Annotated in this window: 23 protein-coding genes; 20 read left to right on the top strand and 3 right to left on the bottom strand. The window is 43.7% G+C overall.

Features of this window, described 5'->3' with window-relative positions; translation table 11 throughout:
• Nucleotides 1-102: 102 nt before the first annotated feature.
• From PSM36_RS16105 to PSM36_RS16030, 16 genes are all read left to right on the top strand, one after another.
• A complete protein-coding gene (locus PSM36_RS16105) occupies nt 103-684 on the top strand; it encodes a 50S ribosomal protein L25/general stress protein Ctc (RefSeq protein WP_076931777.1) in 582 nt (193 codons plus the stop codon).
• Between the two features lie 106 nt (nt 685-790).
• Entirely contained in the window at nt 791-1,351 is a 561-nt protein-coding gene (gene pth / locus PSM36_RS16100) for an aminoacyl-tRNA hydrolase (RefSeq protein ID WP_076931776.1), read from the top strand.
• 86 nt (nt 1,352-1,437) lie between these two features.
• Nucleotides 1,438-1,836, top strand: a complete 399-nt coding sequence (locus tag PSM36_RS16095) for an RNA-binding S4 domain-containing protein (protein WP_076931775.1) — start codon at nt 1,438-1,440, stop codon at nt 1,834-1,836.
• Nucleotides 1,837-1,889: 53 nt separating this feature from the next.
• On the top strand, nt 1,890-2,471 hold the full coding sequence (locus tag PSM36_RS16090; protein ID WP_076931774.1) for a Maf-like protein: 582 nt from the start codon (nt 1,890-1,892) through the stop codon (nt 2,469-2,471).
• 208 nt (nt 2,472-2,679) lie between these two features.
• On the top strand, nt 2,680-4,059 hold the full coding sequence (locus tag PSM36_RS16085; RefSeq protein WP_076931773.1) for an aspartate kinase: 1,380 nt from the start codon (nt 2,680-2,682) through the stop codon (nt 4,057-4,059).
• Nucleotides 4,060-4,151: 92 nt separating this feature from the next.
• A complete protein-coding gene (locus PSM36_RS16080) occupies nt 4,152-4,781 on the top strand; it encodes a hypothetical protein (protein ID WP_076931772.1) in 630 nt (209 codons plus the stop codon).
• Nucleotides 4,778-5,080 carry a winged helix-turn-helix domain-containing protein gene (locus tag PSM36_RS16075; RefSeq protein WP_019538429.1) on the top strand — a complete coding sequence of 101 codons (303 nt, stop codon included), beginning with the start codon at nt 4,778-4,780 and terminating at the stop codon, nt 5,078-5,080. The genes PSM36_RS16080 and PSM36_RS16075 overlap by 4 nt, the downstream gene beginning before the upstream one ends.
• 132 nt (nt 5,081-5,212) lie before the next feature.
• Nucleotides 5,213-6,652, top strand: a complete 1,440-nt coding sequence (gene creD / locus PSM36_RS16070; protein ID WP_076931771.1) for a cell envelope integrity protein CreD — start codon at nt 5,213-5,215, stop codon at nt 6,650-6,652.
• Nucleotides 6,653-6,948: 296 nt separating this feature from the next.
• A complete protein-coding gene (locus PSM36_RS16065; RefSeq protein ID WP_083711103.1) occupies nt 6,949-7,593 on the top strand; it encodes a DUF47 domain-containing protein in 645 nt (214 codons plus the stop codon).
• A gap of 12 nt (nt 7,594-7,605) precedes the next feature.
• Nucleotides 7,606-9,360, top strand: coding sequence for an inorganic phosphate transporter (locus tag PSM36_RS16060; RefSeq protein ID WP_076931770.1), 1,755 nt, complete (start codon nt 7,606-7,608; stop codon nt 9,358-9,360).
• 28 nt (nt 9,361-9,388) lie between these two features.
• Nucleotides 9,389-10,765 (top strand): OprO/OprP family phosphate-selective porin, encoded by a 1,377-nt coding sequence (locus PSM36_RS16055; protein WP_076931769.1) that lies wholly within the window; start codon nt 9,389-9,391, stop codon nt 10,763-10,765.
• A gap of 24 nt (nt 10,766-10,789) precedes the next feature.
• On the top strand, nt 10,790-11,626 hold the full coding sequence (locus tag PSM36_RS16050; RefSeq protein WP_076931768.1) for a lamin tail domain-containing protein: 837 nt from the start codon (nt 10,790-10,792) through the stop codon (nt 11,624-11,626).
• Between the two features lie 123 nt (nt 11,627-11,749).
• A complete protein-coding gene (locus tag PSM36_RS16045) occupies nt 11,750-12,394 on the top strand; it encodes a hypothetical protein (protein WP_076931767.1) in 645 nt (214 codons plus the stop codon).
• A 13-nt stretch (nt 12,395-12,407) separates the two neighbouring features.
• Nucleotides 12,408-12,878 (top strand): CYTH domain-containing protein, encoded by a 471-nt coding sequence (locus tag PSM36_RS16040; protein ID WP_076931766.1) that lies wholly within the window; start codon nt 12,408-12,410, stop codon nt 12,876-12,878.
• A gap of 168 nt (nt 12,879-13,046) precedes the next feature.
• Nucleotides 13,047-14,642, top strand: a complete 1,596-nt coding sequence (locus PSM36_RS16035) for a DASS family sodium-coupled anion symporter (protein ID WP_076931765.1) — start codon at nt 13,047-13,049, stop codon at nt 14,640-14,642.
• A gap of 23 nt (nt 14,643-14,665) precedes the next feature.
• Entirely contained in the window at nt 14,666-16,129 is a 1,464-nt protein-coding gene (locus tag PSM36_RS16030) for a hypothetical protein (protein ID WP_076931764.1), read from the top strand.
• Between the two features lie 10 nt (nt 16,130-16,139).
• Here PSM36_RS16030 and hflX read toward each other — a convergent pair whose 3' ends face one another.
• From hflX to mnmA, 3 genes are all read right to left on the bottom strand, one after another.
• Entirely contained in the window at nt 16,140-17,366 is a 1,227-nt protein-coding gene (gene hflX / locus PSM36_RS16025) for a GTPase HflX (RefSeq protein ID WP_076931763.1), read from the bottom strand.
• 160 nt (nt 17,367-17,526) lie between these two features.
• Nucleotides 17,527-18,027 (bottom strand): outer membrane beta-barrel protein, encoded by a 501-nt coding sequence (locus tag PSM36_RS16020; protein WP_083711102.1) that lies wholly within the window; start codon nt 18,025-18,027, stop codon nt 17,527-17,529.
• Between the two features lie 145 nt (nt 18,028-18,172).
• Nucleotides 18,173-19,237, bottom strand: coding sequence for a tRNA 2-thiouridine(34) synthase MnmA (gene mnmA / locus PSM36_RS16015; RefSeq protein ID WP_076931761.1), 1,065 nt, complete (start codon nt 19,235-19,237; stop codon nt 18,173-18,175).
• 247 nt (nt 19,238-19,484) lie between these two features.
• Here mnmA and recJ point away from each other — a divergent pair, with 247 nt between their 5' ends.
• From recJ to PSM36_RS15995, 4 genes are all read left to right on the top strand, one after another.
• Nucleotides 19,485-21,200: a single-stranded-DNA-specific exonuclease RecJ gene (gene recJ / locus PSM36_RS16010; RefSeq protein ID WP_076931760.1), complete on the top strand. Its 1,716-nt coding sequence runs from the start codon at nt 19,485-19,487 to the stop codon at nt 21,198-21,200.
• 19 nt (nt 21,201-21,219) lie between these two features.
• Nucleotides 21,220-23,160: a RecQ family ATP-dependent DNA helicase gene (locus PSM36_RS16005; RefSeq protein ID WP_076931759.1), complete on the top strand. Its 1,941-nt coding sequence runs from the start codon at nt 21,220-21,222 to the stop codon at nt 23,158-23,160.
• Nucleotides 23,161-23,532: 372 nt separating this feature from the next.
• Nucleotides 23,533-24,498, top strand: coding sequence for a DNA-methyltransferase (locus PSM36_RS16000; RefSeq protein ID WP_076931758.1), 966 nt, complete (start codon nt 23,533-23,535; stop codon nt 24,496-24,498).
• Entirely contained in the window at nt 24,498-25,112 is a 615-nt protein-coding gene (locus tag PSM36_RS15995) for a BglII/BstYI family type II restriction endonuclease (RefSeq protein WP_076931757.1), read from the top strand. The genes PSM36_RS16000 and PSM36_RS15995 overlap by 1 nt, the downstream gene beginning before the upstream one ends.
• Nucleotides 25,113-25,163: the final 51 nt, after the last annotated feature.

Raw genomic sequence — 25,163 nt, 5'->3', positions numbered from 1 at the left:
TAAAAAGAAAATCATTACCTTTGCGCCGCTTTTTTGAAAGCTCCCGTGTGATGGGAAATAAAGAAAGCACTTTATTTTGAGTAACACAAACAAATTGTAAAAATGAAAACATTTGAATTGAAAGGCGAGATCAGAGACGATTTCGGAAAAAAAGCGGCCAGGGCATATCGCAGCGAAGGGCTGATCCCGTGTGTTGTATATGGCGGACATGGCGAAGGGAATGTGAACTTCGTTGTGAAGCAAGGAGATGTTCGCAAGTTGATTTATACTCCGGAGGTCTTCCTGGTAAATCTCGACCTTGGAGAAAAGAAATTACAAGCCATTGTAAAAGAATTGCAATTTCATCCGGTAAAAGATACTATTCTTCATATCGACTTCCTGCATGTGGTTGAAAATGCACCTGTAGTGATTGAAATCCCTGTTCGTCTGACTGGTCTGGCTGCTGGTGTGAGAGCCGGTGGTAAGTTGTCGCTCGATACACGTAAGCTGAAAGTGAAGGCGTTGCCGTCTAAATTGCCTGAAGAACTTGTAGTAAACGTAGAGAAGCTGGAATTGGGTAAATCTATTCAGGTTGGCCAGTTAAACTTCGAGGATGTTGAAATATTGAATGCCAAAAATGCGGTTGTTTGCCGTGTGCAGTTGACACGTGCCGCAAGAGGGGCAGCAGCAAAGGCTGATAATTAAGAAATTGAATATTATCGCATAAAACGAGCTTAAGAATTATTACTGGTAAAGTATATGATTAAAGCGAGTTCCATATGACACATTTTGAATAAATAATTTCAGTCAAATGAAATATTTGATTGCGGGATTGGGCAATATCGGACCCGATTATGAGCAAACCCGCCACAATATTGGATTTATGGTATTGGACGCTTTTGCTAAAGCGTCCAATGCTGTTTTTGAGGACAGGCGATACGGGTTTGTTACAGAGATGCGGCTTAGAAATAAATCGCTTATCCTGCTCAAACCTTCTACCTTTATGAATCTGAGCGGGAATGCTATCCGCTACTGGTTGCAGAAGGAAAAGATCGAAAACCGGAATCTACTGGTGGTGGTTGATGATCTGGCTTTACCCTTCGGTGCATTACGAATGAAATTGAAGGGGAGTGATGCAGGCCATAATGGTTTAAAGCATATCCAGGATCTGATAGGACAGAATTATCCACGGCTCAGATTCGGGATTGGAGATAATTTCCCGCGAGGCGGACAGGTAGATTATGTCCTGGACCGGTTTTCGGAAGAAGAACAGCGATTGTTACCCGAACGGATCGATATGGCAGTAGACATGATCCGCAGCTTTTGTCTGGCGGGTATTCATATTACAATGAATCAGTACAATAACCGGTAGATCCTGCCTGTATGGGCAGGCTGTCTGCTGTGAATTTTCCCGTCTGATGATAGTCTTCGTTCTGTTAATCTACTAATCTGAAAGAAATGGATGAAGTAAGGATAGATAAATGGTTATGGGCAGTGCGTATCTTTAAGACACGTACTGCTGCTTCCGAAGCCTGCAAGAAAGGGCGGGTGGTGATCAGTAGTGTTGCCGTAAAACCTTCAAGGAATATCAGGGCAGGGGAGATCATTGAAGTGCGAAAACCGCCGGTCACTTTTTCATTCAAGGTGCTGGCATTGACCGATAAACGCATGGGTGCAACCAAAGTGCCCGAGTTCATGGAAAACGTGACCCCTCCCGACCAATACGAACTGCTGGAGTTGAACCGGATCAGCGGATTTGTCGACAGGCAAAGGGGAGCCGGCCGTCCTACCAAGAAAGAGCGGCGCGACCTGGAGCAGTTTACCGACTCCTTCGATTTTGACGAATTTGATTTTTAAAAAACTATCTAGGTTGACAGGAGTTTAAGACAATAGGATAAACCCATTAATTTATGAGTCTTTTTACAAATAAATATCACCTCATCCTCGCTTCCAATTCTCCGCGGAGAAAAGAGTTGCTTTCTGGAATTGACGTGGAATATGAAGTGCTGACTTTACCGGATATCGACGAGTCGTATCCCGACGACATCCCACATGAGGAAATTCCGGAATACCTTGCAAAGAAAAAAGCATCAGCATATATTTCAATGATGCAAGATGACACGCTGCTCATTACTGCCGATACGGTGGTATTGTTGCATGGCCGTATTCTTGGTAAACCGTTAAACAAGAGAGATGCAAAACGGATGCTTAAAAAACTCTCCGGAGAAACACATCGTGTGGTTACGGGAGTTTCCCTGACCTCGAAACAAAAACAGGTCTGTTTTTCGGATACGGCTCATGTTACATTCGGACAGTTGACGGACGATGAGATCGATTATTATGTGGAAAAATATAATCCATCGGACAAGGCAGGTGCTTACGGTGTGCAGGAGTGGATTGGCTATGTTGGAGTAGAGAGAATAGAAGGTTCTTACTTCAACGTGATGGGATTGCCCATTTTCAAGGTATACCGGGAATTGAGACGGTTTTAGAAGCCACTTTTTTCCTATGTGTTAGCATGAGAAAAATAAAAAAATGTATCTTTGCGCCCCGGGTACTAATGAGTTAATATGCTAATGAGATGATGTATTGATTTAATAATTGGTAATTATTATAGGTGTAATCTGCTAATCAGTAAATCATCAATTTGATAAATCGTCTTGGCTCTTGGTTCTTGACTCTTTTTAATTCATAATATATATGCTGACAGTAGAAAAAATCGGGGGTACCTCCATGTCTCAATTTCAGGATGTGCTTCAAAACATTATCAAAGGGGATCGCAAGGGAGATGAACTATATAACCGCATCTTTGTGGTTTCGGCCTATAATAACGTAACCAACTGGTTACTTGAACACAAGAAGACCGGTGAGCCGGGCATTTACAATAAATTCCTGAATGGAGAGGATTATAGTAGCGCACTGGATGCGTTTTGTCAGCGTTTACTTCTGATCAATGATGGTTTTGCCGATTACGGGCTCGACCTGAAAGAGGCACGCGACTTTATTCGTTTTCGGGTGGATCAGGCCAAAACGGTGCTTTACAGCCTCGGGAAAGTGTTGGCATCGGGTTATGTAGATCCGAAAGCGATACATCTGGCTGCACGCGAAATTCTGGCATCCATCGGAGAAGCTCATTCAGGATGGAATTCCGTCAACATTCTTAATAACAACGGTATCAATGCCCGTTTTGTGGATCTGTGCGGATTTAATGATAATGAATCGTTGACTATTGATGAACGAATCCATAAGGAATTCAGCGATATAGATTTCAGCAGTGTACTTTGTATCGCTACAGGGTACACCAAAGGTACCGAGGGGATTATGCGTGCATTTGACCGGGGATATAGCGAAGTGACCTTCAGTAAGATCGCTGTGGAAGTGAAGGCCGATGAAGCGGTCATTCATAAGGAGTACCATCTCTCAAGTGCAGATCCCAAGATTGTGGGAGTGGAGAATAGTATTCCCGTAGGACATACCAATTATATCATTGCTGACCAGTTGGCCGACATCGGCATGGAGGCCATTCATCCCAAGGCAGCTAAACCATTGGAACTGGCAGGTATCAATATCCGTATAAAGAATACCTTTGAGCCCAATCATCCCGGAACACTTATATCACGTGATTATATCTCACCCGAACCCCGTGTGGAAATCGTTTCCGGTTCGCGAAAAGTGCTTGCCATCGAAGTGCACGACCCGATGATGGTGGGTGAAGTGGGTTTCGACGGGCATCTCATGCAATATTTTGTGAAGCATGAGGTGAGCTATATTCTGAAATCGACCAACGCCAACTCTATTACAATGGTGGTGTGGGATCATGAGAAGAGCAGGGAATTAGTCAAAGTCCTTCAGGAACAGTTTTATCAGGTTAGAGCAGAGCCGATGGCCATTATTTGTGCCATGGGTTCCAATATTGCACTTCCCGGATTCCTTTACAGGGCGACGAAAGCATTGTATGAGAAAGGGATCAACGTGGAAAGTTTTGCCCAGTCACTGATGCAGGTCAATATGCAGTTCGTGATCCAACGTGAACGGTATGAAGATGCGGTGATCGCACTGAACGAAGCGTTGTGCAGGTGAAAAATATATATTAAATATTCTTAAATGGGCTCTCCGTATATTGGAGAGTTTATTTTTATATATTTACTTTGTATTTCAAAGTACTTTTAATTATGAAGAATAACGAAGCGGTCGAAGCAGTAAAAGAGATACGGGTAATGATGGAGAAATCATCTCGTTTCTTATCGTTCAGTGGCACATCTGCCATTCTTATCGGTTTATATGCGTTGGCGGGAGCATTTGTAGCCCGTGGCATTATATCACCGGTTAAAGAGATTCCTGGTGAGTATTCTACCCCCGGCTGGATTACCATTGCCCCTCATATTATTCTTGTGGCTCTTATTGTATTCGTATTATCATTGTCTACAATTCTGTTCTTCTCAGCCCGGAAAGCGAAAAAAATGAATCATTCTTTCATCAATGGTCCGGCTTACCGCACATTTCTGAACTTTTTCCTGCCCCTTACCGTAGGTGGAATTTTCTGTGTTGCACTTCTTGTCGGAGGAGATGTAGGAATTATTGCTCCGGTCATGTTGCTGTTTTACGGACTATCGCTCATTAATGCATCAAAGTACACGTACGGAAATATTTTCTGGTTGGGATGTAGTGAATTGCTTCTCGGACTGATATGCGCATTCTTTCCCGGAAAGGGACTGTTGTTATGGGCGATCGGATTTGGTGTCCTGCATATTGTGTATGGTATTTACTTCTATTTTCGCGTTGAAAGATATTCTGCAGCATGATTGAACATCTGGAAGATATCAATAAAGCATTCGAGAGCAAAGTCCGGCTTGGGATTATGTCGGTTCTCATGGTGAATGATGAGATCGATTTTAATTCACTGAAGGAATTGCTGGGAGTGACCGACGGTAATCTGGCGAGCCATACCCGGGCACTGGAAAGCCTGGAATACATCGTTGTGAAGAAACAATTTGTCGGCAGAAAACCGAGGACCACATTCGCTCGAACCGGAAAAGGAGAGAAGGCGTTTCGGGAACATCTTCAGGCATTGGAGTCTTTTTTGAATAAGGTGGAACGGTGAAGAGGTGGAAAAAGATGGTGAAAAGGTGTGGGACAGTGGAACTGTGAAATGGAAGACAAACAGGATAATTATCTACCGATTTGGTAATTCGTAATTGATAATTTGTAATTGATAATTGACAATATGGAAACAATGGATTCTTCAAATCCAATGACACCGTTACCGTCGGAAGGGAACGGAAATAAAAGGAGTTTTATTGAACGCTACTCTGCAAGTATTAAGCTGGTGATAATTGGATTCTTAACTCTTCTGTTGTTGATTCCGTTAGGAATGATCCGCGGGCTTATCAATGAGCGAAAATTAACGAAATCCAGTGCAGTTCAGGATATTACTTCAAAATGGAGTGGTGAGCAGATCGTGGCCGGACCGTGTATCGCTATTCCGTATACTCAGGAGCGGATTGTGAACGATAAGCGTGAAATAGTTAACAGGGATATCCTTTTGTTTCCTGAAACGCTGGATATACAAGCTAATGCGGCAGTGGAAAAACGCAAGCGCGGCATTTATGATGCGTCGGTCTATAAATCCGAGATCACTTTGGAGGGTACTTTTGATATGAGTGAGATTGAGAAGGCCGGTATTAAAGAAGAAGATATAAAGTTTGATAAAGCCCGTGTTATCATGGGAATAACCGATCTGAGAGGCATTCGTGAGGTAGTCTCATTACAACTTAACGGGGAGACCTTCCTTATGGAACCCGGAATTCCGGTGGAAAATTTATTTACCGGCCCGAATCCGGACATGAATATATATATTCCCGACACAGAAAAATCGGTGGCAGCACCGAATGTTTTTTCCGGGATCTTTGCAGCGGGGCTGAATGCCCGTACCGATTCGTCGGTCATAACTGCAATGAGGGATGGAAATACATCCTTTTCCGTAACGTTGTATCTGAACGGATCGATGGGGTTGTACGTTGTGCCGGTGGGAAAAGTGACGACGGCAACTTTTCAATCGGATTGGGCAACACCGAGTTTCGGCGGCGATTTCCTGCCCGTGAACCACGATATCACGGATGAAGGTTTTTCGGCCGCCTGGAAAGTGTTGGATCTTAATCGCAGTTACGGACAGGCAGTAGGGGGCGATGACAGTGCAGCGATCAATCTGATGGCTTCGTCGCTCTTTGGGGTGAAATTCATTCAATCGGTCGATCAGTACCATCAGAATTTACGAAGTGTGAAATATGGTGTACTGATTATTTTGCTTACGTTTGTGGTAGTGCTTTTTATTGAATTGATTAAGAAAAATCCGGTCAATCCGTTCCACTATTTACTTGTCGGATTGGCATTGGTGCTCTTTTACGCTCTGCTCCTCTCCATGTCCGAAATATGGGGATTTAATCTTGCGTACGCTGTGGCAGCACTCATGACCATTGTGATGATCACGCTCCATATGGCGGCTATCCTTGGAAATCGGAAACAGGGGGTATTGGTGGGATCACTGTTGGCTTTTCTGTATGTCTTTGTCTTCCTGTTGATCCGGATGGAAAGCTACTCCCTGTTAGTCGGTAGTTTGGGGTTGTTTGCTATTCTGGCAGTGATCATGTATTATGCGAGGAAGATAAGGATATGAGAATTATTAGTAGGTTCATATTTACACCTTTACATCAACTCTACATTTTTGAATGTAGAGTTGATTTTTTTAATTAACAACTATACATCTAATTTTTCAATATGGTGATAATTAAGTTTATATTGTAATAGTTAACCATACATTCCGGCCTTATTCCCTTTGATTGTGTGTTATGTATTTTTCCTGATATTGAGGTGTCGTCATTGAAAAGTTTCGTAACATTGCAGAAAAATTGTTGTCGTGTAACAGTTTTTATTTTAGTTATAACCAATCACATTTTAATTGCTATATCAATCATGTTATTTTCCCGAACCAATCAATCCATAGAACTCATTGATAAATTCTTGAATTGTGTTGACCAGAGTTTGTTGCTTTTTAAAGAAGGAGTGAAAAATTACCTGTATAATAATACAGAGAAATTCAATAACGATATATTGGAACTCGCTAACTCAGAGAGAGATTCTGATAAGTTGCGTCGAGAGATTGAAACGACCTTGTATGTCCAATCGTTGATGCCACAGGTACGGGGAGATATCATGCGCCTGCTTGAAGAGATGGACAATCTGATTGATCAGGCAAAAAAGAATTTATTCCAATTTGAGGTGGAGACACCCAATATTCCTGCAGAGTTGATATCCGACTTTATCCGCCTTACCCAAACATCGGTCTCTGCTGCCGAATCCACGATACCTGCCGCGAAGTCATACTTTAATGAGCCTGTAAATGTAAATGAAAAGATACACAGGGTTTATTTTTATGAAAAGGAAACTGACCTGATGGCAGATATCATCCGGCGAAAGATATTTAAAGAAATGCCGGATCTAAAGTTGAGTGAAAAGTTCCATTTGCGGTATTTCACATTGCATATAGAAAATATCTCGGACACGGCCGAAAAAGTAGCGGATCTGCTCTCTATTATGGCAATTAAACGAATGGTATAATATTTAGGAGATATGTTTATATACCTTTTCCTTGTAAGTGGGCTGTTTCTAGGCTGGTCATTAGGCGCCAATGACGCATCCAATATCTTTGGTACGGCAGTCGGAACCCGGATGGTCAAATTCAGGACAGCCGCTATCATCGGAAGCATATTCGTTATACTGGGGGCGGTAATACAGGGGGCCGGTACCACGAAGACCTTATCTGAACTGGGTTCCGTAAATATGATTGGGGGCGCTTTTACGGTCGCACTGTGCGCCGCTATTATCGTGACGATAATGACAAAGTATCGCTTGCCTATTTCAACAGGCCAAGCCATTGTCGGGGCTATTATCGGCTGGTGCTATTACACTTCAAATCCTGTTGAATACGGCATTTTGGTAAAAATAGTGGGCTCGTGGGTTTTTGGCCCGATCCTGGGCGCCGTATTCTCTTTTGTCTTGTATTTGCTGGTTCGCAAATTTATCCATTCATCGCGTATGCACATGCTGAAGATGGAGTCAATCATCAGGACTTCATTAATAATTGTCGGCGCGTTTGCCGCCTACAGTCTGGGTGCAAATAATATCGCCAATGTGATGGGGGTATTCGTGAATTCGTTTTCTGTTTCACTCAGTATCGGCTCGTTGTATATTTCTTCAACACAATTGCTGTTTTTCATCGGCTCCCTCGCGATCGCCTTAGGTATTTTTACCTATAGCAAGAAAGTAATGTACACAATAGGCAACGGTGTTCTGTCAATGACTCCGGAAATGGCGATCGTGGCAGTACTGGCGCAAGCTTTGGTTTTATTTATCTTTTCTTCTACATCCCTGTCCAACGCGTTAATAAGTACCGGTTTGCCGCCGATACCTTTGGTGCCGGTTTCCAGCACCCAAGTGTTGGTCGGTGCCTTGATCGGCGTAGGACTTGTGAAGGGAGTACAGGAACTGAAGATGAAGATGCTTGGGAATATTATGCTGAGTTGGATTACTACTCCCATCCTGTCGGCTGCTTTCACGTTTGTCAGTTTATTCTTTGTGGACAGGGTTTTCGGAATCCCGGTGTCGGATAATGAGATCATCCCCGATCCGGTAGTTCATGCGGAGCAAGCTGCTGCTGTGACATACTACATACCTGTAAATGCAACCAATAAATTTTTCCTTATGGCGCTGATCCTTCTGGTAATAGCTTTTATTATTTATACTGTTGTCCTGAACAAGCGTAATTACGCGAAAGCGCGTGCCGAGGGTTATCGGCAAGCCGAACAGAATCAGTTTAGCGATTACCAGAAAGCATTGAATGAAATAGAAGTCAGTACCGTTCAATTGGAAAATGTGAGTCTGGCCACCCGTTTGGAGGAGAAAAAAAATCAGCTGATAACCTATTCGTTAAACATCGGTGAACAGCGCAGATACCTGGAACTTATTTCGGACTCCATAGAGCAGGCTATCAGGGCTAGTACTGCCGAGGAAAAGAATAAACTACTGAGAAACCAGTTGATAGAGATAAAACAGCGTATGAGTTTTTCGGGTGAAGTAGATGAGATCTATCGCCAGGCCGAACAAGTGCATATGGAATTCATCGAAAAACTAAATGAATCCTATCCTAACCTGACAAATAAAGAAAAGAAAATTCTGGTCCTGCTGCGAATCGGTTTGTCATCAAAAGAAATGGCGCCACTGCTTAATATTTCAACCAAAAGCGTAGAGATATCGCGTTACCGGTTAAGAACCAAAATGGGGCTGAATAGAAACGACAGTCTGACACAGTTTATTCAATCACTATAACATGTTTAATTTAAAAATAATATTACGAATGAGAAGAAAAACAATTTGTTTATTGCTGGTACTTTTTGTTACAGGCTCCGCTTTCGCACAGGACGGGGTAAAATACGACCAGTATGGAATGGAAGTACAGTCTAAGAAGATTAAGACTGAAATGCAGGATGGAAGGCTTGTTTTCGAATCGGAAGATTCTGATTACAAGATATGGCTTGATGGACGGGTTCAGGCCGACTACGCAGGCTTTTTCGGTGTGGATGATGATTATGACGAGATTGGAAACGGAGCCAGTATCCGTCGTGCCCGTTTTGCGGTAAAAGCCCAGGTAACGCGGAACTGGTACGGTGAATTTGATATCGACATGGCTGACGGGACTGCGGAGTTGAAAGATGCCATTCTCCGTTACGACGGGATCAAGAATGTGGAAATACAAGTGGGTAACTTCAAAGAAAATTTTTCCATGCAAAGGAATACCTCATCCCGTTACCTTCAGTTTATGGAGCGTCCTATGGTGACATATCTCGCGCCATCCCGTCATCTGGGAGCCAATATCAAGTACAGTATCCCATTGATCTGGGCGTCAGCCGGTATTTTCTTTCAGGAGATTGCAGGATTGGAAGAAGTGACCAATGTACAGGATAACAATAAGGATTATGGTCGCGGTACCGGAGAGTCGTACACCGGAAAACTGGTTTTACGCCCGTTACACAAATACAATGACATGGGGTTGCATATAGGAGGAGCGGTATCATACCGGACTCCCAAATCTACTGATGCGCCATCCGATTTTGGCGGTGTACGCTACAGTGCCAGGAACTCTACTTCTATCAACCGGAAAAAGTATGTCGATACCGATGTGATTAAAGGGGTAGATCACTCATTGCTCTATACAGCAGAGTTGGCAGGCCATTATAAAGGGCTTCGCGTGGAAACCGCCTATATTGGGAGTACCGTTTCCCTTAAGGACGATTCCCCCATGGTGAACAAGGATAACAAGAATTTCGGCGGATGGTATGCACAGGCCGGATATCTTCTTTTCGGCGGTCAGCAACGCTACGATTACGGAGGAGCAAAATACAATCGTGTACAGCGCGGACAAAAATGGGGTGATTTGGAATTGACTGCCCGTTATGAGAGTATCGACCTGAACGATTTCGATGGAGGTGTCTATGGTGGGGCATCCGAAGCTTATGCCCTGGGCATGAACTTCTGGGTGAATAATAATGTGAAATTCATGCTCAACTACCAGTATAACAACAACGACCGTTATGCGAATGGTAAAGGTAAATTGTTGGTAGGCCATGATGCGGCCGGTAAACCTACGAAAGACTATACAAAAGTGACCGAGTCGAAAGGCAAAGCGGGTATAGATTACAGCATGGTATCACTGCGTTGTGAAATTGTTTTCTAATAATCCTCTAAATTTACAATCATAATGAAGACTAAATTTTTAATAGCAAATATATTTATTGTACTGGTATTACTGGCTGTATCATGCGTGGAAGACGAGATGTATAAAGGCCCGGCAAACATAGAGAAAGTAGAGTTCGCCCCGCTGGAAGTAACTCCTGCTGATGACGTGACCATAACGGCGACCATTACCGACCTGCAAGGCGTGACCGGAGCCAAGATTCAATATAAGGTAAACGGCGGAAGCCAGTCGGAGGTAACCATGACAAAAGGAAACGGTGATACCTATACCGGGGTAATTCCAAAACAGGCCGATAAGGCAGTTGTTACATTTACTGTGTCAGCCGATAATAAAGCAGGGGTCTCTGCCGTCTCAAATGAACTGACGTATACGGTGGGAGCACCTCCTATTGATTATAACAATCTGGTATTAAATGAAATTGATGGCAATAGCAAAGCTATTGAGTTATTTAACAAGGGATCGGTGGAGCTTTCATTGACCGGCGTATCACTTGTGAAGAATAATGGTTCAAGTGCCTGGTGGACAGGAACGGCGGAGAGCGGTAAAATACCCGCAGGAGGATATGTGCTTATTATCCAGAGTAACCCTGACAATCCGCATTTGTCAGGAGGAAGCGGAATTTCACCAAAGCAAAACCTGAAATTTGAATTGTTCGGACCTGATGGAGCGAGTTTAGGCGTCTTCCTGCGTGGAGATGAATCGAATCTTGGTGTTGGTATCAGTGATACCGCACCCAATTCCTATCAACGGATTCCCAATGGAACCGGAGACTGGAAGTTGGCCACGCCGACAAACGGTGCTGCTAATCCAGCCACAGGAAACGATATTCCTCAAAGCTAATAAAACAATTTCTCGATATGTAAATCAGACGGAAGACCGGGATGTTGCATGCCGATTCGGTTTGTTTATTCCGGTCCTTTCTGAGGTTGTCGTATGAGTTGTAATAATAAATATCAAAATAATATGAGCAAAGAAAAGATGGAGATTGGTGCAATCTCGAAACCGAGATTTGAGTTCCGTTCATTCGGACGTTGTTTTTGTGAGGCGGAAAAACGGATGGCCCGTCTTTCCATTCCCGTACCCGAGAAAGTATGGGAGCGTCGCAGCACGGAAACCTACATCGTGAGTCGTACGAACGATGTAAATAATACAAAGATACGCGACGGAAAAATGGATATCAAGACCTACGTACAGACTGTTGACGGATTGGAACAATGGAATCCGCTGATGAAAGGTGAATTCCCTATCTCCGCTACCGTGCTGAACGAAGAGGTATTTCCCGCTTTCAAAGTAGATAACCTGCCCCAACTCACCAAAGATACCTATACACTGGAGGAGTTCCTGGGTATGATCGATGCGCATCCCGACCTGCAGGCTGTGACAGTGGAGAAACATCGCTATGGATATATGGTGAACGACACGATCTGTGAAACCGGAGAAGTGTATATCAACGGTGCGATGGTGAAAACCATCAACTCCGAATCGACCGAAGTGGAAGATATTAAAAAAACCATTCAGGAAGTCGGTCTGGGAGGTGTGGAAAATATCAATTACCTGCAGGCGATCAAACGTGTGATCGGAATGATCAACAAACCATTGGCAAATTAATTATATAACAATCATGGCACAGGAAATAGAAAGAAAGTTTTTGGTGACGTCTGATGCTTTTAAGAATGAAGCGGCCAGGCAGATGCGTATTACCCAGGGATACCTCTCGTCGGTTCCCGAACGCACCGTTCGGGTACGTATCAAAGGCGACAAGGGTTATATCACCATAAAGGGAATGGGCAGCGCAAGCGGAGCATCCCGCTATGAGTGGGAAAAAGAGATCCCGGTAACGGAAGTAGAGGAGCTGCTTAAGATCTGCGAACCGGGCGTGATCGACAAAACCCGTTATGAAGTAAAATCGGGCAAGTTTACTTTTGAAGTGGATGAGTTCTATGGTGAAAACCAGGGACTGGTTGTAGCGGAGATAGAATTATCCAGCGAAGGTGACCAGTTTGAAAAACCGGAATGGCTGGGTGAAGAAGTGACCGGCGATGCCCGTTTTTACAATTCGATGTTGATGAAGAATCCTTATACCAAGTGGTAGAGTCAATTTGAATCTGTTTTCATGAAGAGTCGTGCTGCCATGTGGTAGTCACGACTCTTTATAAACGTTATTTTTATACTACCTGAGACATAGTTACAAGCTTTTTCGGGAGACGTAGTCTGTATGACACGTGTCCCGTACCTGAAAATTTCCCAAACAGAAGAGAGAATGGAAAAAGAGACGAAGTTCGATCCGATCGACATGAATAATTACCGGATAGAGAAACTGCCTAAGATGCAAAAATCCGGTGTTGAAAAATGGATGGCTATGGTGGGAGCCCCTTTGGCTATCATCGTTTTTGCACTGATCTACTGGGTTATCGATATACCTTTCCTGAATACGCTCTCGGCGGATGGCCTGGATACCACAGCGACAGCACGCCTGGATATTCTGGGTTATGAGGCGTTTATCAGGATCAATTACGCCATGCTTGCCATATTTGCTGCAGCTATCGTGCTGTGGATTACCGAGGCCCTGCCCAACTACCTGACATCGTTACTGGTGATCTTCGGCATTGTTGTTTTTGGGGTTACCACCGAGAAGACCGCTTTTGCACAACTTGGACATCCGGTGATGTGGTTGAATATCCTCTCTTTTGTGCTTGCCAGTATGCTGGTGAAGACGCAGGTGGCCAAGCGTTTTGCATTGTGGTTTATGGTACGCTTCGGGAAATCGGCGTCGTGGATAATTTTCAGTTTTATCATTATCAATATTGTCCTTTCTGCTTTTATTTCGGCCACAACAGCCAAAGCTGCCATTTTATTGCCTATCTTTATGGTCATTGCTGCCATCTATGGGGCTACCGGAGGAAGCAAACGAAATAACTTCGGGAGGAACCTGGTCTTGCAAAACCTGTTCCAGATCAATGTGGGGGCCTCAGGTTTCCTCACCGGTGCCGGTTCCAACCTGTTGGCCGCGGCATTGATGGCGGGAGCGATCGGCGGAAGGATATTCAGCTATCAGGACTGGTTTGTCGCCGGGTTCCCGTTGGCTATTATCCTGATCCTTATTGCATGGTTTGTGGGATCCAAAATTATTTTCCCGCTAAAGGAAGAAGAAAAAGTCCCCCAGATTGAAGGAGGAATGGAACGCCTTAAAGAGGAACTTCACAACATGGGGAAGATGGGTGTGCAGGAATATAAGGCTATTGCCATATTTGTGGCGGTACTTGTGCTGTGGGCGACAGACAAGCAACACGGTATCAGTCAGACAACGGTAGCCTTCGCGGGTGCTATCGTGGCATTACTTCCCAAAATAGGGATTGTGAACTGGAACGAAGTGGATATTCCCTGGCACCTGATGCTGTTCTCCGCAGGCGCGTATGCGTTGGGCGTAGGTCTTGATGCCACCGGCTTACCCGGGACAATCGTCAATGTTTCTTTTGCCAAGCTGGGAATCACCGCGGCTACCCCTTTCTGGGTAATCTATCTGGTGCTGACATTCCTGATGCTTTTCAGCGCATTGATATTCCAGTCCAAGACGATGCGTACACTGATATTCATCCCTATTGCACTGGGTATTGAACAACAGTTTGGCTTCCATCCGTTGAGCCTCGCCTTTCCGGTGGCATTGCTGAACAATCACGTATATGTGTTGCCGTTCAACAGTAAACCCGCTGCGTTGTTATATACAACTGACCAGTATAGTTGGAGCGATACATTTAAATTTGGCTTTACGATGATGATCATTGCCTGGGTGATGATTATTGTCTGGGGAGAGACGGTATTCAGATGGTTGGGATACACTAACGGATTATTCTTTTAAAAAGATAGGAGAAGGTTGATAAAATGATTGATATTGCAGCTAAGATACATGATAAGTTTTCCATTGAGTTCAAGGTAGGATTCCATGTTCGCCGTAAACGCGACCAGAGCAATTTTTCTATCAACACCTGGATGTTCATTCCGAATAGCCTCGATATCAATTCCCTTACCTATGATAAAAGCCATTTTTACCGGGATGTAAAGAGTTATATCCGGTTGATAACTCCCGTTTTTTTGTTGCGAGAGATATGTGAAGGTGAGGCTATTCCATTGAAGAATCTGGAACGGGTTTTCCATAAGACTGCCAGTGAGCCTACACGTACCGCCATCAAGGAGTATGAATCCCAGATAAAAATGTTCACCGCCATCTTTAAAAGTGCTATCCGCGATGAAGTGGTCCATCTGCTGAAAAATAATATCAAAGATGATATGGAATACCTGATTGCTTCTTATGTGGAGAGTGTCAGGAATATCCTTTTGAAATTCAGGTATCTCCGGAAAATTATCAATGTGCCGACCATCTCTTCCGAATATCTCAATTATTTTTTCTTTGCCGATGAATATATCAGCAACCTGGTAGACCAAAGAACGTGTTATCTTATCGGTTTTCTGCAGAGAAAGGATGCGGGGAAGTATGAGCAATCTATCGGTCTTCTGACTTCATTATGGCACGATGAGGCAGCATACCGGCAAGAGATGAAATATATCAGCGTGGATAAGGATAATCCATTAAAAAACAGGGAGTTTATTTTCAGGAGAAGCATCTTGAAGAAATATGCCGAAAGCGATCTCTTTTTACGGGCACGTAAAAAGAAAGATGGTGTGCTGGTGGAGCAAATTTATTACAGCCTTGCCGCCGGACTCTCCATGATTTTTGCCACGACCGTGGCATTCTCGTTCCAGATGAAGTACGGCAACTTTACAATGCCGCTGTTCATCGCGCTGGTGGTAAGCTATATGCTGAAAGACCGTATCAAGGAACTGATGCGTTACTATTTTGCACACAAGCGGCTTAACCGGTATTTTGACAATAAGACCGAAATAGGCATCAAGGATGCTTCAATAGGATGGATCAAGGAAGCGGTTGATTTTATTACTGAGGACAAAGTGCCCCGGGAAGTGATGAATATGAGGAGCAGGAGTGCTTTGGTGGAAGCAGAGAATCGTATAACCGACGAAAAAATTATCCTTTACCGCAAGCAAGTATTTCTGGACCGGGTGGAAATCAACAAGAACAGTGAATATCCGATTGCAGGGATAAATGATATCATGCGTTTCCACCTCTCCCGTTTCATGCAAAAGACGGATAACCCCGAAGAGGCGATTTACTACCTCAATGAAGAAGGCGAATCCGTTGAGATATACGGAGAAAAGATTTACTATCTGAATATTCTGATGCAGTTGCAATTTGAAGACCAGATGGATTACAAGCGCTTCCGGGTTTCCTTTACCCGTGCAGGAATTATCCGGCTTGAGGAGTTGGTGTAGGACCGGAATTCTATTCCTCCTCTTCGTAATTCTGATACAGGAAGTCGTTATAGGGAAAGCGGGTGATATGAATCTCTTTTACCTTATCATAGATAATCTGTTTCAGGTTGTCGATGTTTGTTTTCTCCCTGGCCGAGATAAAGATGCAGTTCTCCTTCATCTTGTGCATCCAGGTCTGTTTTAGCTCTTCGAGTGTGTAATTCTCCCGTTTCTTCGGAGTGAGATCGTCTTCATCTTTCTCGACATGTGAAAAAGCGTCAATCTTATTGAAGACAAGGATGGAGGGTTTTTCTGTTTCGTCGATCTCGAACAGGGTTTTTTCTACCACTTCTATCTGTTCTTCAAAGGCGGGATGTGAAATATCCACCACATGTACCAGGATATCGGCCTCGCGTACCTCGTCGAGGGTCGACTTGAAAGACTCGATCAGGTGGGTGGGGAGTTTGCGGATAAAGCCGACGGTGTCGGTAAGCAGGAACGGCAGGTTCTCGATGGTCACCTTGCGCACGGTCGTGTCGAGCGTGGCAAAGAGCTTATTCTCTGCAAATACCTCACTTTTGCTCAACAGGTTCATCAATGTGGATTTCCCTACGTTGGTATATCCCACTAATGCTACCCGCACCAGTTTTCCCCGGTTCTTACGCTGGACGCTTTTCTGTTTGTCGATCTCTTTCAACTCCTGCTTCAGGCGCGATATCTTGTCGAGGATAATACGGCGGTCGGTCTCCAACTGTGTTTCCCCCGGTCCGCGCATGATGGTACCGCCACCGCCCCGTTGCCGTTCGAGGTGGGTCCACATACGGGTTAATCGCGGCAGCAGATACTGGTACTGCGCCAGTTCCACCTGCGCCTTGGCATGTGCTGTCTGGGCACGCATGGCAAAGATGTCGAGAATCAGGCTGGTACGATCCATGATGCGGATCTTGAGCTCTCTCTCGATGTTACGGAGTTGGCGGGCGGACAATTCGTCATCAAAGATAACCACACCGATCTCATTCTCCTCCTCTTCCACGTAATTCTTTATCTCCTGCAGTTTTCCGCTACCCACAAACGTCACTGTATTGGGTGTCTCTAAGCGCTGCACAAAACGTTTTGCGGGAGTAAGACCTGCTGTTTCTGCCAAGAATGCCAGCTCGTAGAGGTATTCATTCACCTTCTCTTCGTTTTGTTCGGGTGTAATAAGTCCTACGAGTATGGCGTTTTCTTTTTTTATTTCGTTAGTAATGAGATCTTTCATATTTATAGACTTTTAGAGCCAAGAATCAAGACCCAAGATTTGGGATTTGGAATCCTGGTTGTTTGATTTGGGGTGTAATAGATTGATTGAAGCCCGCTTTCCATATTCTCATTAATTTCTAAATTGTCTTGGTTCTTGGCTCTTGGTTCTTGGTTCTCATTTAAAACCAGAATCCTATTCCCGCACTGAAAAATACCTGCGAGTAATCCTTGATAAATTGGTATTTCAGCTCGAAGTTAGCCCGTACCCTGTAGGCTATGTCATGCTGAAACCCGAGGCCAAGATTCGCACCCAGACGATTCTTTGTCCAGTCCTTCTCGGAATCTCCGTTCCCTTTTGAAGCATCGTACTTCCATTGGGAGTAATGCAGACCGGCAATCGGATATAGTGAGGCAGAGTAGGAAACCGGCAGGATGTAATGTGCATCCAGGTCCGTCATCCACATATTTTCTCCTTTGTCTTCCAGAAAATAGGTAAATGAAGGCGCGAACCGGATATTATTTGTCCGGTAGAAATGAATATGTATTCCACCACCCAGATTGTTGACCTCCGCTCCATATCCTGCATGTACACCCAATCCTAAGGTACCCTCAAATTGCGCTTGTATCTTTGGGATAGATAACAGCAAAAAGAGGAAAACTACAATAAATATTCGTCTCATATTGTAAAACTAAAAACTAAAAATTAAGAAAGAACTATCGCCGAAGTGTGTATCGGCGCAACTATTATCATGCGAAGCATATATCATTTATCGCACGAAGTGCATTATCCGCTTATCCGCTCAATCACTCAGGCACCTTTCCACTTCAATATATCATCCCACTCCCCAGGCACAAATTCTTCTCGGTGTCATATACCACCCCGAATTGTCCGGCAGCAATGCCCTGCACCGGCTCGGAGGAATGGATACGGTATAAATCACCGATCTTTGAAATTTTTCCCGGTGTGAACTCCGGTGTATGCCTTATCTTGAAGGTAATCTCTTTTTCTCCATCAAAATCACCCCAGATATCTTTGGTGATAAACTCAAATCCTTGCAGGTTGATGATTTCACCATACTGGTGTATCGTGTCGTACCCTTTAGAAACATACACGATATTCCGCTGTACATCTTTCTTGATCACGAACCAGGGGCCTCCACTCAATCCCAGCCCCTTGCGCTGACCGATGGTATGGAACCAGAAACCCTGATGCTTGCCCAGGATATTCCCGGTCTCCAGTTCCACGATAAGGCCGTCCTTTCTACCCAGGTAGCGTTCAATGAACTCGTTGTAATTTACTTTTCCCAGGAAACAAATACCCTGGCTGTCTTTGCGTTGGGCTGACGGTAACTTCTCCCGGGCGGCAATAGTCCGTACTTCCGACTTAAGCAGATCGCCGATCGGAAACATCAGTTTAGAGACTTGCATATAGCTTATTTGCCCCAGAAAATAGGTCTGGTCCTTTATGTGGTCTTTCGCGGTGGAAAGCCATGTCAATCCATCCAACTCCGTGGTGGTGGCATAGTGCCCGGTCGCAATCTTATCGAACTGATGGCCCCATTTCTGTTCAAAAACACCGAATTTGATCAGTTTGTTGCACATCATATCGGGATTGGGCGTCAATCCCCGTTTGACCGAATCGATGGTGTAGCGTACCACACTATCCCAATACTCCTCATGTAACGACACTATCTCAAAGCGACATCCATATTTTCTGGCGATGAATGACACGATCTCGATATCTTCTTCCGACGGGCAGTCGATATATCCGTCCTTGTCCTCCATCCCTATTTTTATATAAAAGATGGTCGGGTCGTAGCCCATTTCCTTTAACCGGTGTACTACAACTGAACTGTCTACTCCTCCTGATACCAGTGCCGCAATCTCCATTCTTGCATTGATTTTGATGTACAAAGGTACAAATAAGAAGGTACAAATAAGAATTGATCTGGAGAAAATGGGTTATTTATTGTGTAAAATAAACGAAAAAGAAAAAATAGTATTACCTTTACAACTTCGGAATGGTATATCGATATGCCATTATTGAGATCTTTTGCCGCCGGACTTTTTGACATCCTGTTGCAGTGCTCCCGAAGCCGATTCGGGATTTGAGAGAGAAAAGAAAAAAACGATATAAATGACTTACAGATGGAATTATTCAACCCTTACAAACGACCAAAAAAATAGAAAAAATGAATTAGCGAAAGAATTAAATTTACATCCCGTTCTTACTGAATTGCTTATCAAGAGAGGTATAGAGACTAAGGAAGAAGCAACCGGATTCTTGTATCCTAAACTCAACGAGTTGCATGATCCTTTTCTGCTACCTGACATGGATGTAGCGATCCGGCGGATTGAGCGGGCTCTGGGTAACAAAGAGCGGATCCTCATTTACGGGGATTATGATGTAGATGGTACTACCGCAGTTTCGTTGGTATACAAGTTCTTTCGGGGAATAACAAGTAATATTGATTATTACATTCCGGACCGGTACGATGAAGGGTATGGCATTTCGTTTCAAGGAATCGATTATGCCGTGGAGACAGGCGTAAAGCTCATTATCTCTCTCGATTGTGGCATTAAGGCCGTAAGTAAGGTTGCCTATGCCAAAGAAAAAGGTATTGATTTTATTATTTGCGATCATCACATGCCGGATGATCAACTTCCGGATGCCGTAGCTGTTGTCGACGCAAAGCGGCTTGACTCCACTTACCCGTACAGCGACCTGTCCGGCTGCGGAGTCGGTTTTAAATTGGTGCACGCCTTTTCACAGCGTAATGGGTATCCTTTTTCCGATATTGAACCGCTGCTCGATTTGGTGGCAGTAAGTATTGCGTCTGATATTGTCCCGCTTACGGGTGAGAATCGCATCCTGATGTATCATGGCCTGAAGCAGCTTAATTCTAATCCCAGTTTCGGACTGCGAGGTATTATCGAGATCTGTGGGTTGCAACGCAAACATATTACCGTTAACGATATTGTCTTCAAAATAGGTCCGCGCATCAATGCTTCGGGGCGGATGATGAACGGGAAAGAGGCGGTCGACCTGATGATCGAGAATGACATGACTTCTGCCAGGGAGAAGAGTAAGAATATTGATAAGTATAACGAAGACCGGCGTGAGTTGGATAAGAAGATCACAGACGAAGCAATAGCCTATATCGATAACCATATTGATATTATTCAACAGAAAAGTATCGTAATTTATAATGAAACATGGCATAAGGGGATCGTGGGAATCGTGGCATCGAGACTGACCGAGAAATATTATCGCCCGGCAGTGGTGCTTACCAAATCGGGAGAAATGATCTCCGGGTCTGCCCGTTCGGTTCCCGGGTTTGATGTATATAAAGCCATTGAATCGTGTCGTGATATCCTGGAGAACTTTGGAGGCCATACCTATGCTGCAGGCCTGACATTGCGGGAAGAGAATCTGCAGGCATTTACCGAACGGTTTAATATGCTCTCTTTTGATGGTGTCGAGGCGCGGATGATGTTACCCCAGATTACTGTCGATGTGGAGATATCACTTTCACAGATAACCCCGGCACTCATAAACGGGCTCGACTTGTTTAATCCATTCGGCCCTGAAAATGAGAATCCCATATTTCTTACCAGAGAGGTGTATGATGCCGGAAACAGCAGGCTTGTGGGAAAAGAAAGCCGCCATATTAAGTTGGAGATTGTGGATAAGACAACTGACAGGCCATTTCCCGGCATCGCTTTTAGCCAGCACAATTTCTATCAACGTATTAAAGCCGGCCTGCCGGTGGATATTTGTTATACCATCGAAGAAAACAGGCATGGTGCCAATTCCTTTACTCAGCTTATTATTAGGGATATAAAGGAGTAATAATATAGGGCGTTTGCATATGCAATCGGATCTTTTTCATAATATACTGCGTGAAAACTGGGGGTATTCCTCATTTCGGCCTTTGCAGGAAGAAATTATCCAGTCTATATGGGAAGGACGGGATACCTTGGGGTTAATGCCTACCGGCGGCGGTAAATCGTTGACCTTTCAGGTGCCGGTATTGGGCATGAAGGGGATCTGTCTGGTGGTGACACCGCTGATAGCGTTGATGAAAGACCAGGTGGACAATCTGCGTGAGCGGGGTATCAAGGCGGCAGCCGTCTACTCGGGGATGTCGCGTGAAGAGATTATTACCACACTTGAAAACTGTATTTTCGGGGATTATAAGTTTCTCTACGTCTCCCCCGAACGACTCTCATCCGAAATTTTTATCGCAAAGTTGCAGGCCATGAATGTGTGTCTGCTGGTAGTAGATGAATCGCATTGTATCTCGCAATGGGGATATGATTTCCGTCCCTCTTACCTGAAGATTGCGGAAATCCGTAAACTGTTGGAAGGTGTTCCTTTGCTTGCACTTACTGCTACGGCTACCAGGGAAGTGGTAGATGATATCCAGGAGAAGCTGCTCTTCAAGGAAAAAAATGTATTCCGGGTAAGTTTTGAACGGGAGAACCTGTCGTATGTGGTACGGACTGTGGAGAACAAAACGGGGGAACTTTTGCATGTTCTTCAATCGGTTCCCGGATCGGCTATCGTTTATGTGAGGAGCCGGCAAAAGACGGCAGAGGTCGCGCAATCACTCCGGAAAGCAGGAATTTCAGCCGACTTCTTCCATGCAGGCCTATCTTATGAAGACAAGGTATTCAGACAAAATGCCTGGAAGATGAACGACTGTAGGGTGATAGTCGCTACCAATGCTTTCGGGATGGGGATCGATAAGCCCGATGTGCGTACCGTAGTCCATCTGGATCTCCCTAATTCGCTTGAAGAGTATTTTCAGGAAGCGGGTCGTGCAGGACGTGATGGAGAGCGTTCTTATGCCATTATTCTATACACAAAGGCCGATAGCGCCAAATTGAAAAAAAGGATAACAGATTCATTTCCTGCCCGTGATTTTGTACTGAGAGTCTATGAAGCGCTGGGGAATTATTACCAGATAGCCGTAGGGGCAGGATATAACGATGTATATGATTTCAGCCTTCAGGAGTTTTGTCAGCCATATAAACTTCCTTTCCTTCAAACCCATCATGCGCTTAAAATATTGGAGCTTGCGGGATATATTGAGTATACGGAAGAGATAGATATGCGTTCCCGTATCCGCTTTCTGATCTACCGGGACGATATCTACTCGTTACATCTGGAGAAAGAGATGGATGGCCTTTTACATGCTGTCCTGCGTAATTATACCGGTGTTTTCTCGGACGATGTATATATTGACGAGTCGTTACTGGCTGTAAAGACCGGAAAGAGCCGACGTGAGATTTGCGAGATGCTTATTGCCCTCTCCAGGGCAAAATATATCCGCTATATACCGCAGAAGAAAACACCTTTTATCGTGTTTACCACTTCCCGTGAAGATGCTCAGTTCGTATCCATTCCCCGTACTGTCTATGAAGAGCGGAAAAAGCGCTTCGAAAAGCGGATTTTCTCTATGATCCATTATGCGGAGGAGGCAGATGTCTGTCGTGGCAGGATGCTGCTGATCTATTTCGGGGAACTCTCCGCGGAAGATTGTGGACACTGCGATGTTTGTCTGAAGAAGAGTGCGACCGGCCTGCCCAACTACCTGTTCCATCAGATCGCGAACAAGTTGAGGGATACTTTACTACAACAAGTATCTTTGCGGTTCAATGAGCTTATTGATGCTGTTTTGGATAAAAACGAAAATTCGGAGGAAAACCGGGAGAGAGTTATTCCGGTACTCCGGTTTCTCATCGATACAGGAGAGTTTACCTTGACAGATGATGTGGTGACTTCCGTAAAGAAAGTAGAAAACTAAAAAATATTTAAAAGAATAAGCTTTTTGTTTTTTGAGTGCTGAAACCTTAAAATTGCTATCTTTGAGAACCGAAGTATATCACATTCTAGTATTCATAACCTGCGTAAACTCACAAGAGGAAGGAACGTGTGATATTAACTATATAGTTTATATATAGATGTTTAATTCAAAAAAATAAGGAGATTGCAAAATTACATTTACACATGTTCTAAATTTCGTGTTTACGCATGTTGTATATATTGCGTAATTAAGACGTTAGCGGCAAGGCTATAAAACCCGAACCGACAGCGAAACCGTTGATAATTTAGGGACAATTTTGAACGACTTAACACATAAAATAGTAACTTTGCATAATAACTTAGGACGAAGAAAATGAGAGTAAAAGAGCCATTATTTGACTACATAAGCCCAGACACCGATTATACAATTAAAAACAGTGACTGCTTGACCGTTCTCAAGAAAATTGAAGACGGCAAATTTGACCTCATTTTGACTTCACCACCTTACAATGTGGGGAAATCATATGAGACCAAGACAAGTATTGAAAAATACCTCGAAACACAGGAAGAAATTATATCCGAACTCGTAAGGACACTTTCCGATAAGGGAAATCTTTGTTGGCAAGTTGGCAATTACGTTGACAAAGGTGAAATTTTTCCTCTTGACATATTCTACTACCAGATTTTCAAAAAGCACGGACTTAAACTTCGTAACCGCATAGTTTGGCATTTCGGACACGGACTACACGCAAGCAACCGTTTTAGTGGACGCTATGAAACCTTACTCTGGTTTAGCAAAACAGACGACTACATTTTTAACCTTGACAATGTAAGAGTTCCTTCAAAGTATCCTGGTAAAAGGCATTTTAAAGGTCCTAAAAAAGGTCAACCGTCAGGAAATCCACTTGGAAAAAATCCGAGTGACATTTGGGAAATAATCGAGCAAGACTGGGACAAGGCTATGTGGGATATTCCAAATGTAAAATCAAATCACCCTGAAAAAACAGACCATCCTTGTCAGTTTCCAATTGAATTGGTAGAGCGTTGTGTTTTAGCCTTAACAAATGAAGATAGTTGGGTTCTTGACCCTTTTGCTGGTGTTGGCTCAACAGTAATTGGTGCAATTAAAAACAACCGCAACGGAATGGGTATAGAAAAGGAAAAAGAATATTGCAAAATTGCCAACAAACGAATTGAAGACCTAAAAGAAGGAAAATTGAAAATAAGACCAATTAATAAACCAATCCATAAGCCGACAGGAAAAGATAAGGTTGCTCAAATTCCAAAAGAATGGGCTGGACTTACATTTGTAAACGGTAACGGAACAAACGGACACTAATGAAAATAGCACAAAAATATTCACACTTAAACGGAGAAGAATACCTTATCGTTCATCACAATGACCTTTATAAAGAAATTAAGCAAGTCATTGCAAGTATTAACGCTGACCAATTCAGAACGAAAATCAGCAAAGAAAAAAGGAAAATTGGAAACAGCCTTTTGTCTCCAATAGACTTGAATGAAGCCTTTAATACCGAGTTCAATAAAAGAAAATGGGCAGAAAGCAGATACAATTATTACATTACTCTCAACCGAGAATTAATGGAAAAAAGTGTGCTTATGTCTGCAAAAGAACAAAAGGAATTTCTCATTGCTAATGGCGAGGAAGAACCAATTTATAGCTACAACCAAACAGACTTTGTGAAGGACAAAATCGCTGTTGAAGTTCAATTCGGTAAATATGCTTTTGTTGCGTTTGACCTGTTTGTAAAACATATGTTATTTTACTCTGGAGGTGTTATCAATTTAGGAATTGAAATTCTGCCGACAAAGAAAATGCAAGCACAAATGAGTAGCGGTGTTGCGTATTACGAAGGTGAAGTTTACAACGTAATGAGACAAGGACGAAACAGCCCACCAGTTCCTCTACTAATTTTAGGCATAGAACCATAATGGACAGCCAAGAAGCCTAGCCGGTAACAGGCAGTTTGGCAAAATGGCAGG

Origin of the sequence: Proteiniphilum saccharofermentans (genome assembly GCF_900095135.1) — a bacterium.
In the GTDB taxonomy this organism is placed as follows: domain Bacteria; phylum Bacteroidota; class Bacteroidia; order Bacteroidales; family Dysgonomonadaceae; genus Proteiniphilum; species Proteiniphilum saccharofermentans.
This window is presented reverse-complemented; position numbering and strand designations above follow the sequence as displayed.

Coding starts and splice junctions, on each gene's coding strand:
- PSM36_RS16105 (WP_076931777.1), top strand. CDS start 103: ATGAAAACATTTGAATTGAAAGGCGAGATCAGAGACGATTTCGGAAAA.
- pth (WP_076931776.1), top strand. CDS start 791: ATGAAATATTTGATTGCGGGATTGGGCAATATCGGACCCGATTATGAG.
- PSM36_RS16095 (WP_076931775.1), top strand. CDS start 1,438: ATGGATGAAGTAAGGATAGATAAATGGTTATGGGCAGTGCGTATCTTT.
- PSM36_RS16090 (WP_076931774.1), top strand. CDS start 1,890: ATGAGTCTTTTTACAAATAAATATCACCTCATCCTCGCTTCCAATTCT.
- PSM36_RS16085 (WP_076931773.1), top strand. CDS start 2,680: ATGCTGACAGTAGAAAAAATCGGGGGTACCTCCATGTCTCAATTTCAG.
- PSM36_RS16080 (WP_076931772.1), top strand. CDS start 4,152: ATGAAGAATAACGAAGCGGTCGAAGCAGTAAAAGAGATACGGGTAATG.
- PSM36_RS16075 (WP_019538429.1), top strand. CDS start 4,778: ATGATTGAACATCTGGAAGATATCAATAAAGCATTCGAGAGCAAAGTC.
- creD (WP_076931771.1), top strand. CDS start 5,213: ATGGATTCTTCAAATCCAATGACACCGTTACCGTCGGAAGGGAACGGA.
- PSM36_RS16065 (WP_083711103.1), top strand. CDS start 6,949: ATGTTATTTTCCCGAACCAATCAATCCATAGAACTCATTGATAAATTC.
- PSM36_RS16060 (WP_076931770.1), top strand. CDS start 7,606: ATGTTTATATACCTTTTCCTTGTAAGTGGGCTGTTTCTAGGCTGGTCA.
- PSM36_RS16055 (WP_076931769.1), top strand. CDS start 9,389: ATGAGAAGAAAAACAATTTGTTTATTGCTGGTACTTTTTGTTACAGGC.
- PSM36_RS16050 (WP_076931768.1), top strand. CDS start 10,790: ATGAAGACTAAATTTTTAATAGCAAATATATTTATTGTACTGGTATTA.
- PSM36_RS16045 (WP_076931767.1), top strand. CDS start 11,750: ATGAGCAAAGAAAAGATGGAGATTGGTGCAATCTCGAAACCGAGATTT.
- PSM36_RS16040 (WP_076931766.1), top strand. CDS start 12,408: ATGGCACAGGAAATAGAAAGAAAGTTTTTGGTGACGTCTGATGCTTTT.
- PSM36_RS16035 (WP_076931765.1), top strand. CDS start 13,047: ATGGAAAAAGAGACGAAGTTCGATCCGATCGACATGAATAATTACCGG.
- PSM36_RS16030 (WP_076931764.1), top strand. CDS start 14,666: ATGATTGATATTGCAGCTAAGATACATGATAAGTTTTCCATTGAGTTC.
- hflX (WP_076931763.1), bottom strand. CDS start 17,366: ATGAAAGATCTCATTACTAACGAAATAAAAAAAGAAAACGCCATACTC.
- PSM36_RS16020 (WP_083711102.1), bottom strand. CDS start 18,027: ATGAGACGAATATTTATTGTAGTTTTCCTCTTTTTGCTGTTATCTATC.
- mnmA (WP_076931761.1), bottom strand. CDS start 19,237: ATGGAGATTGCGGCACTGGTATCAGGAGGAGTAGACAGTTCAGTTGTA.
- recJ (WP_076931760.1), top strand. CDS start 19,485: ATGACTTACAGATGGAATTATTCAACCCTTACAAACGACCAAAAAAAT.
- PSM36_RS16005 (WP_076931759.1), top strand. CDS start 21,220: ATGCAATCGGATCTTTTTCATAATATACTGCGTGAAAACTGGGGGTAT.
- PSM36_RS16000 (WP_076931758.1), top strand. CDS start 23,533: ATGAGAGTAAAAGAGCCATTATTTGACTACATAAGCCCAGACACCGAT.
- PSM36_RS15995 (WP_076931757.1), top strand. CDS start 24,498: ATGAAAATAGCACAAAAATATTCACACTTAAACGGAGAAGAATACCTT.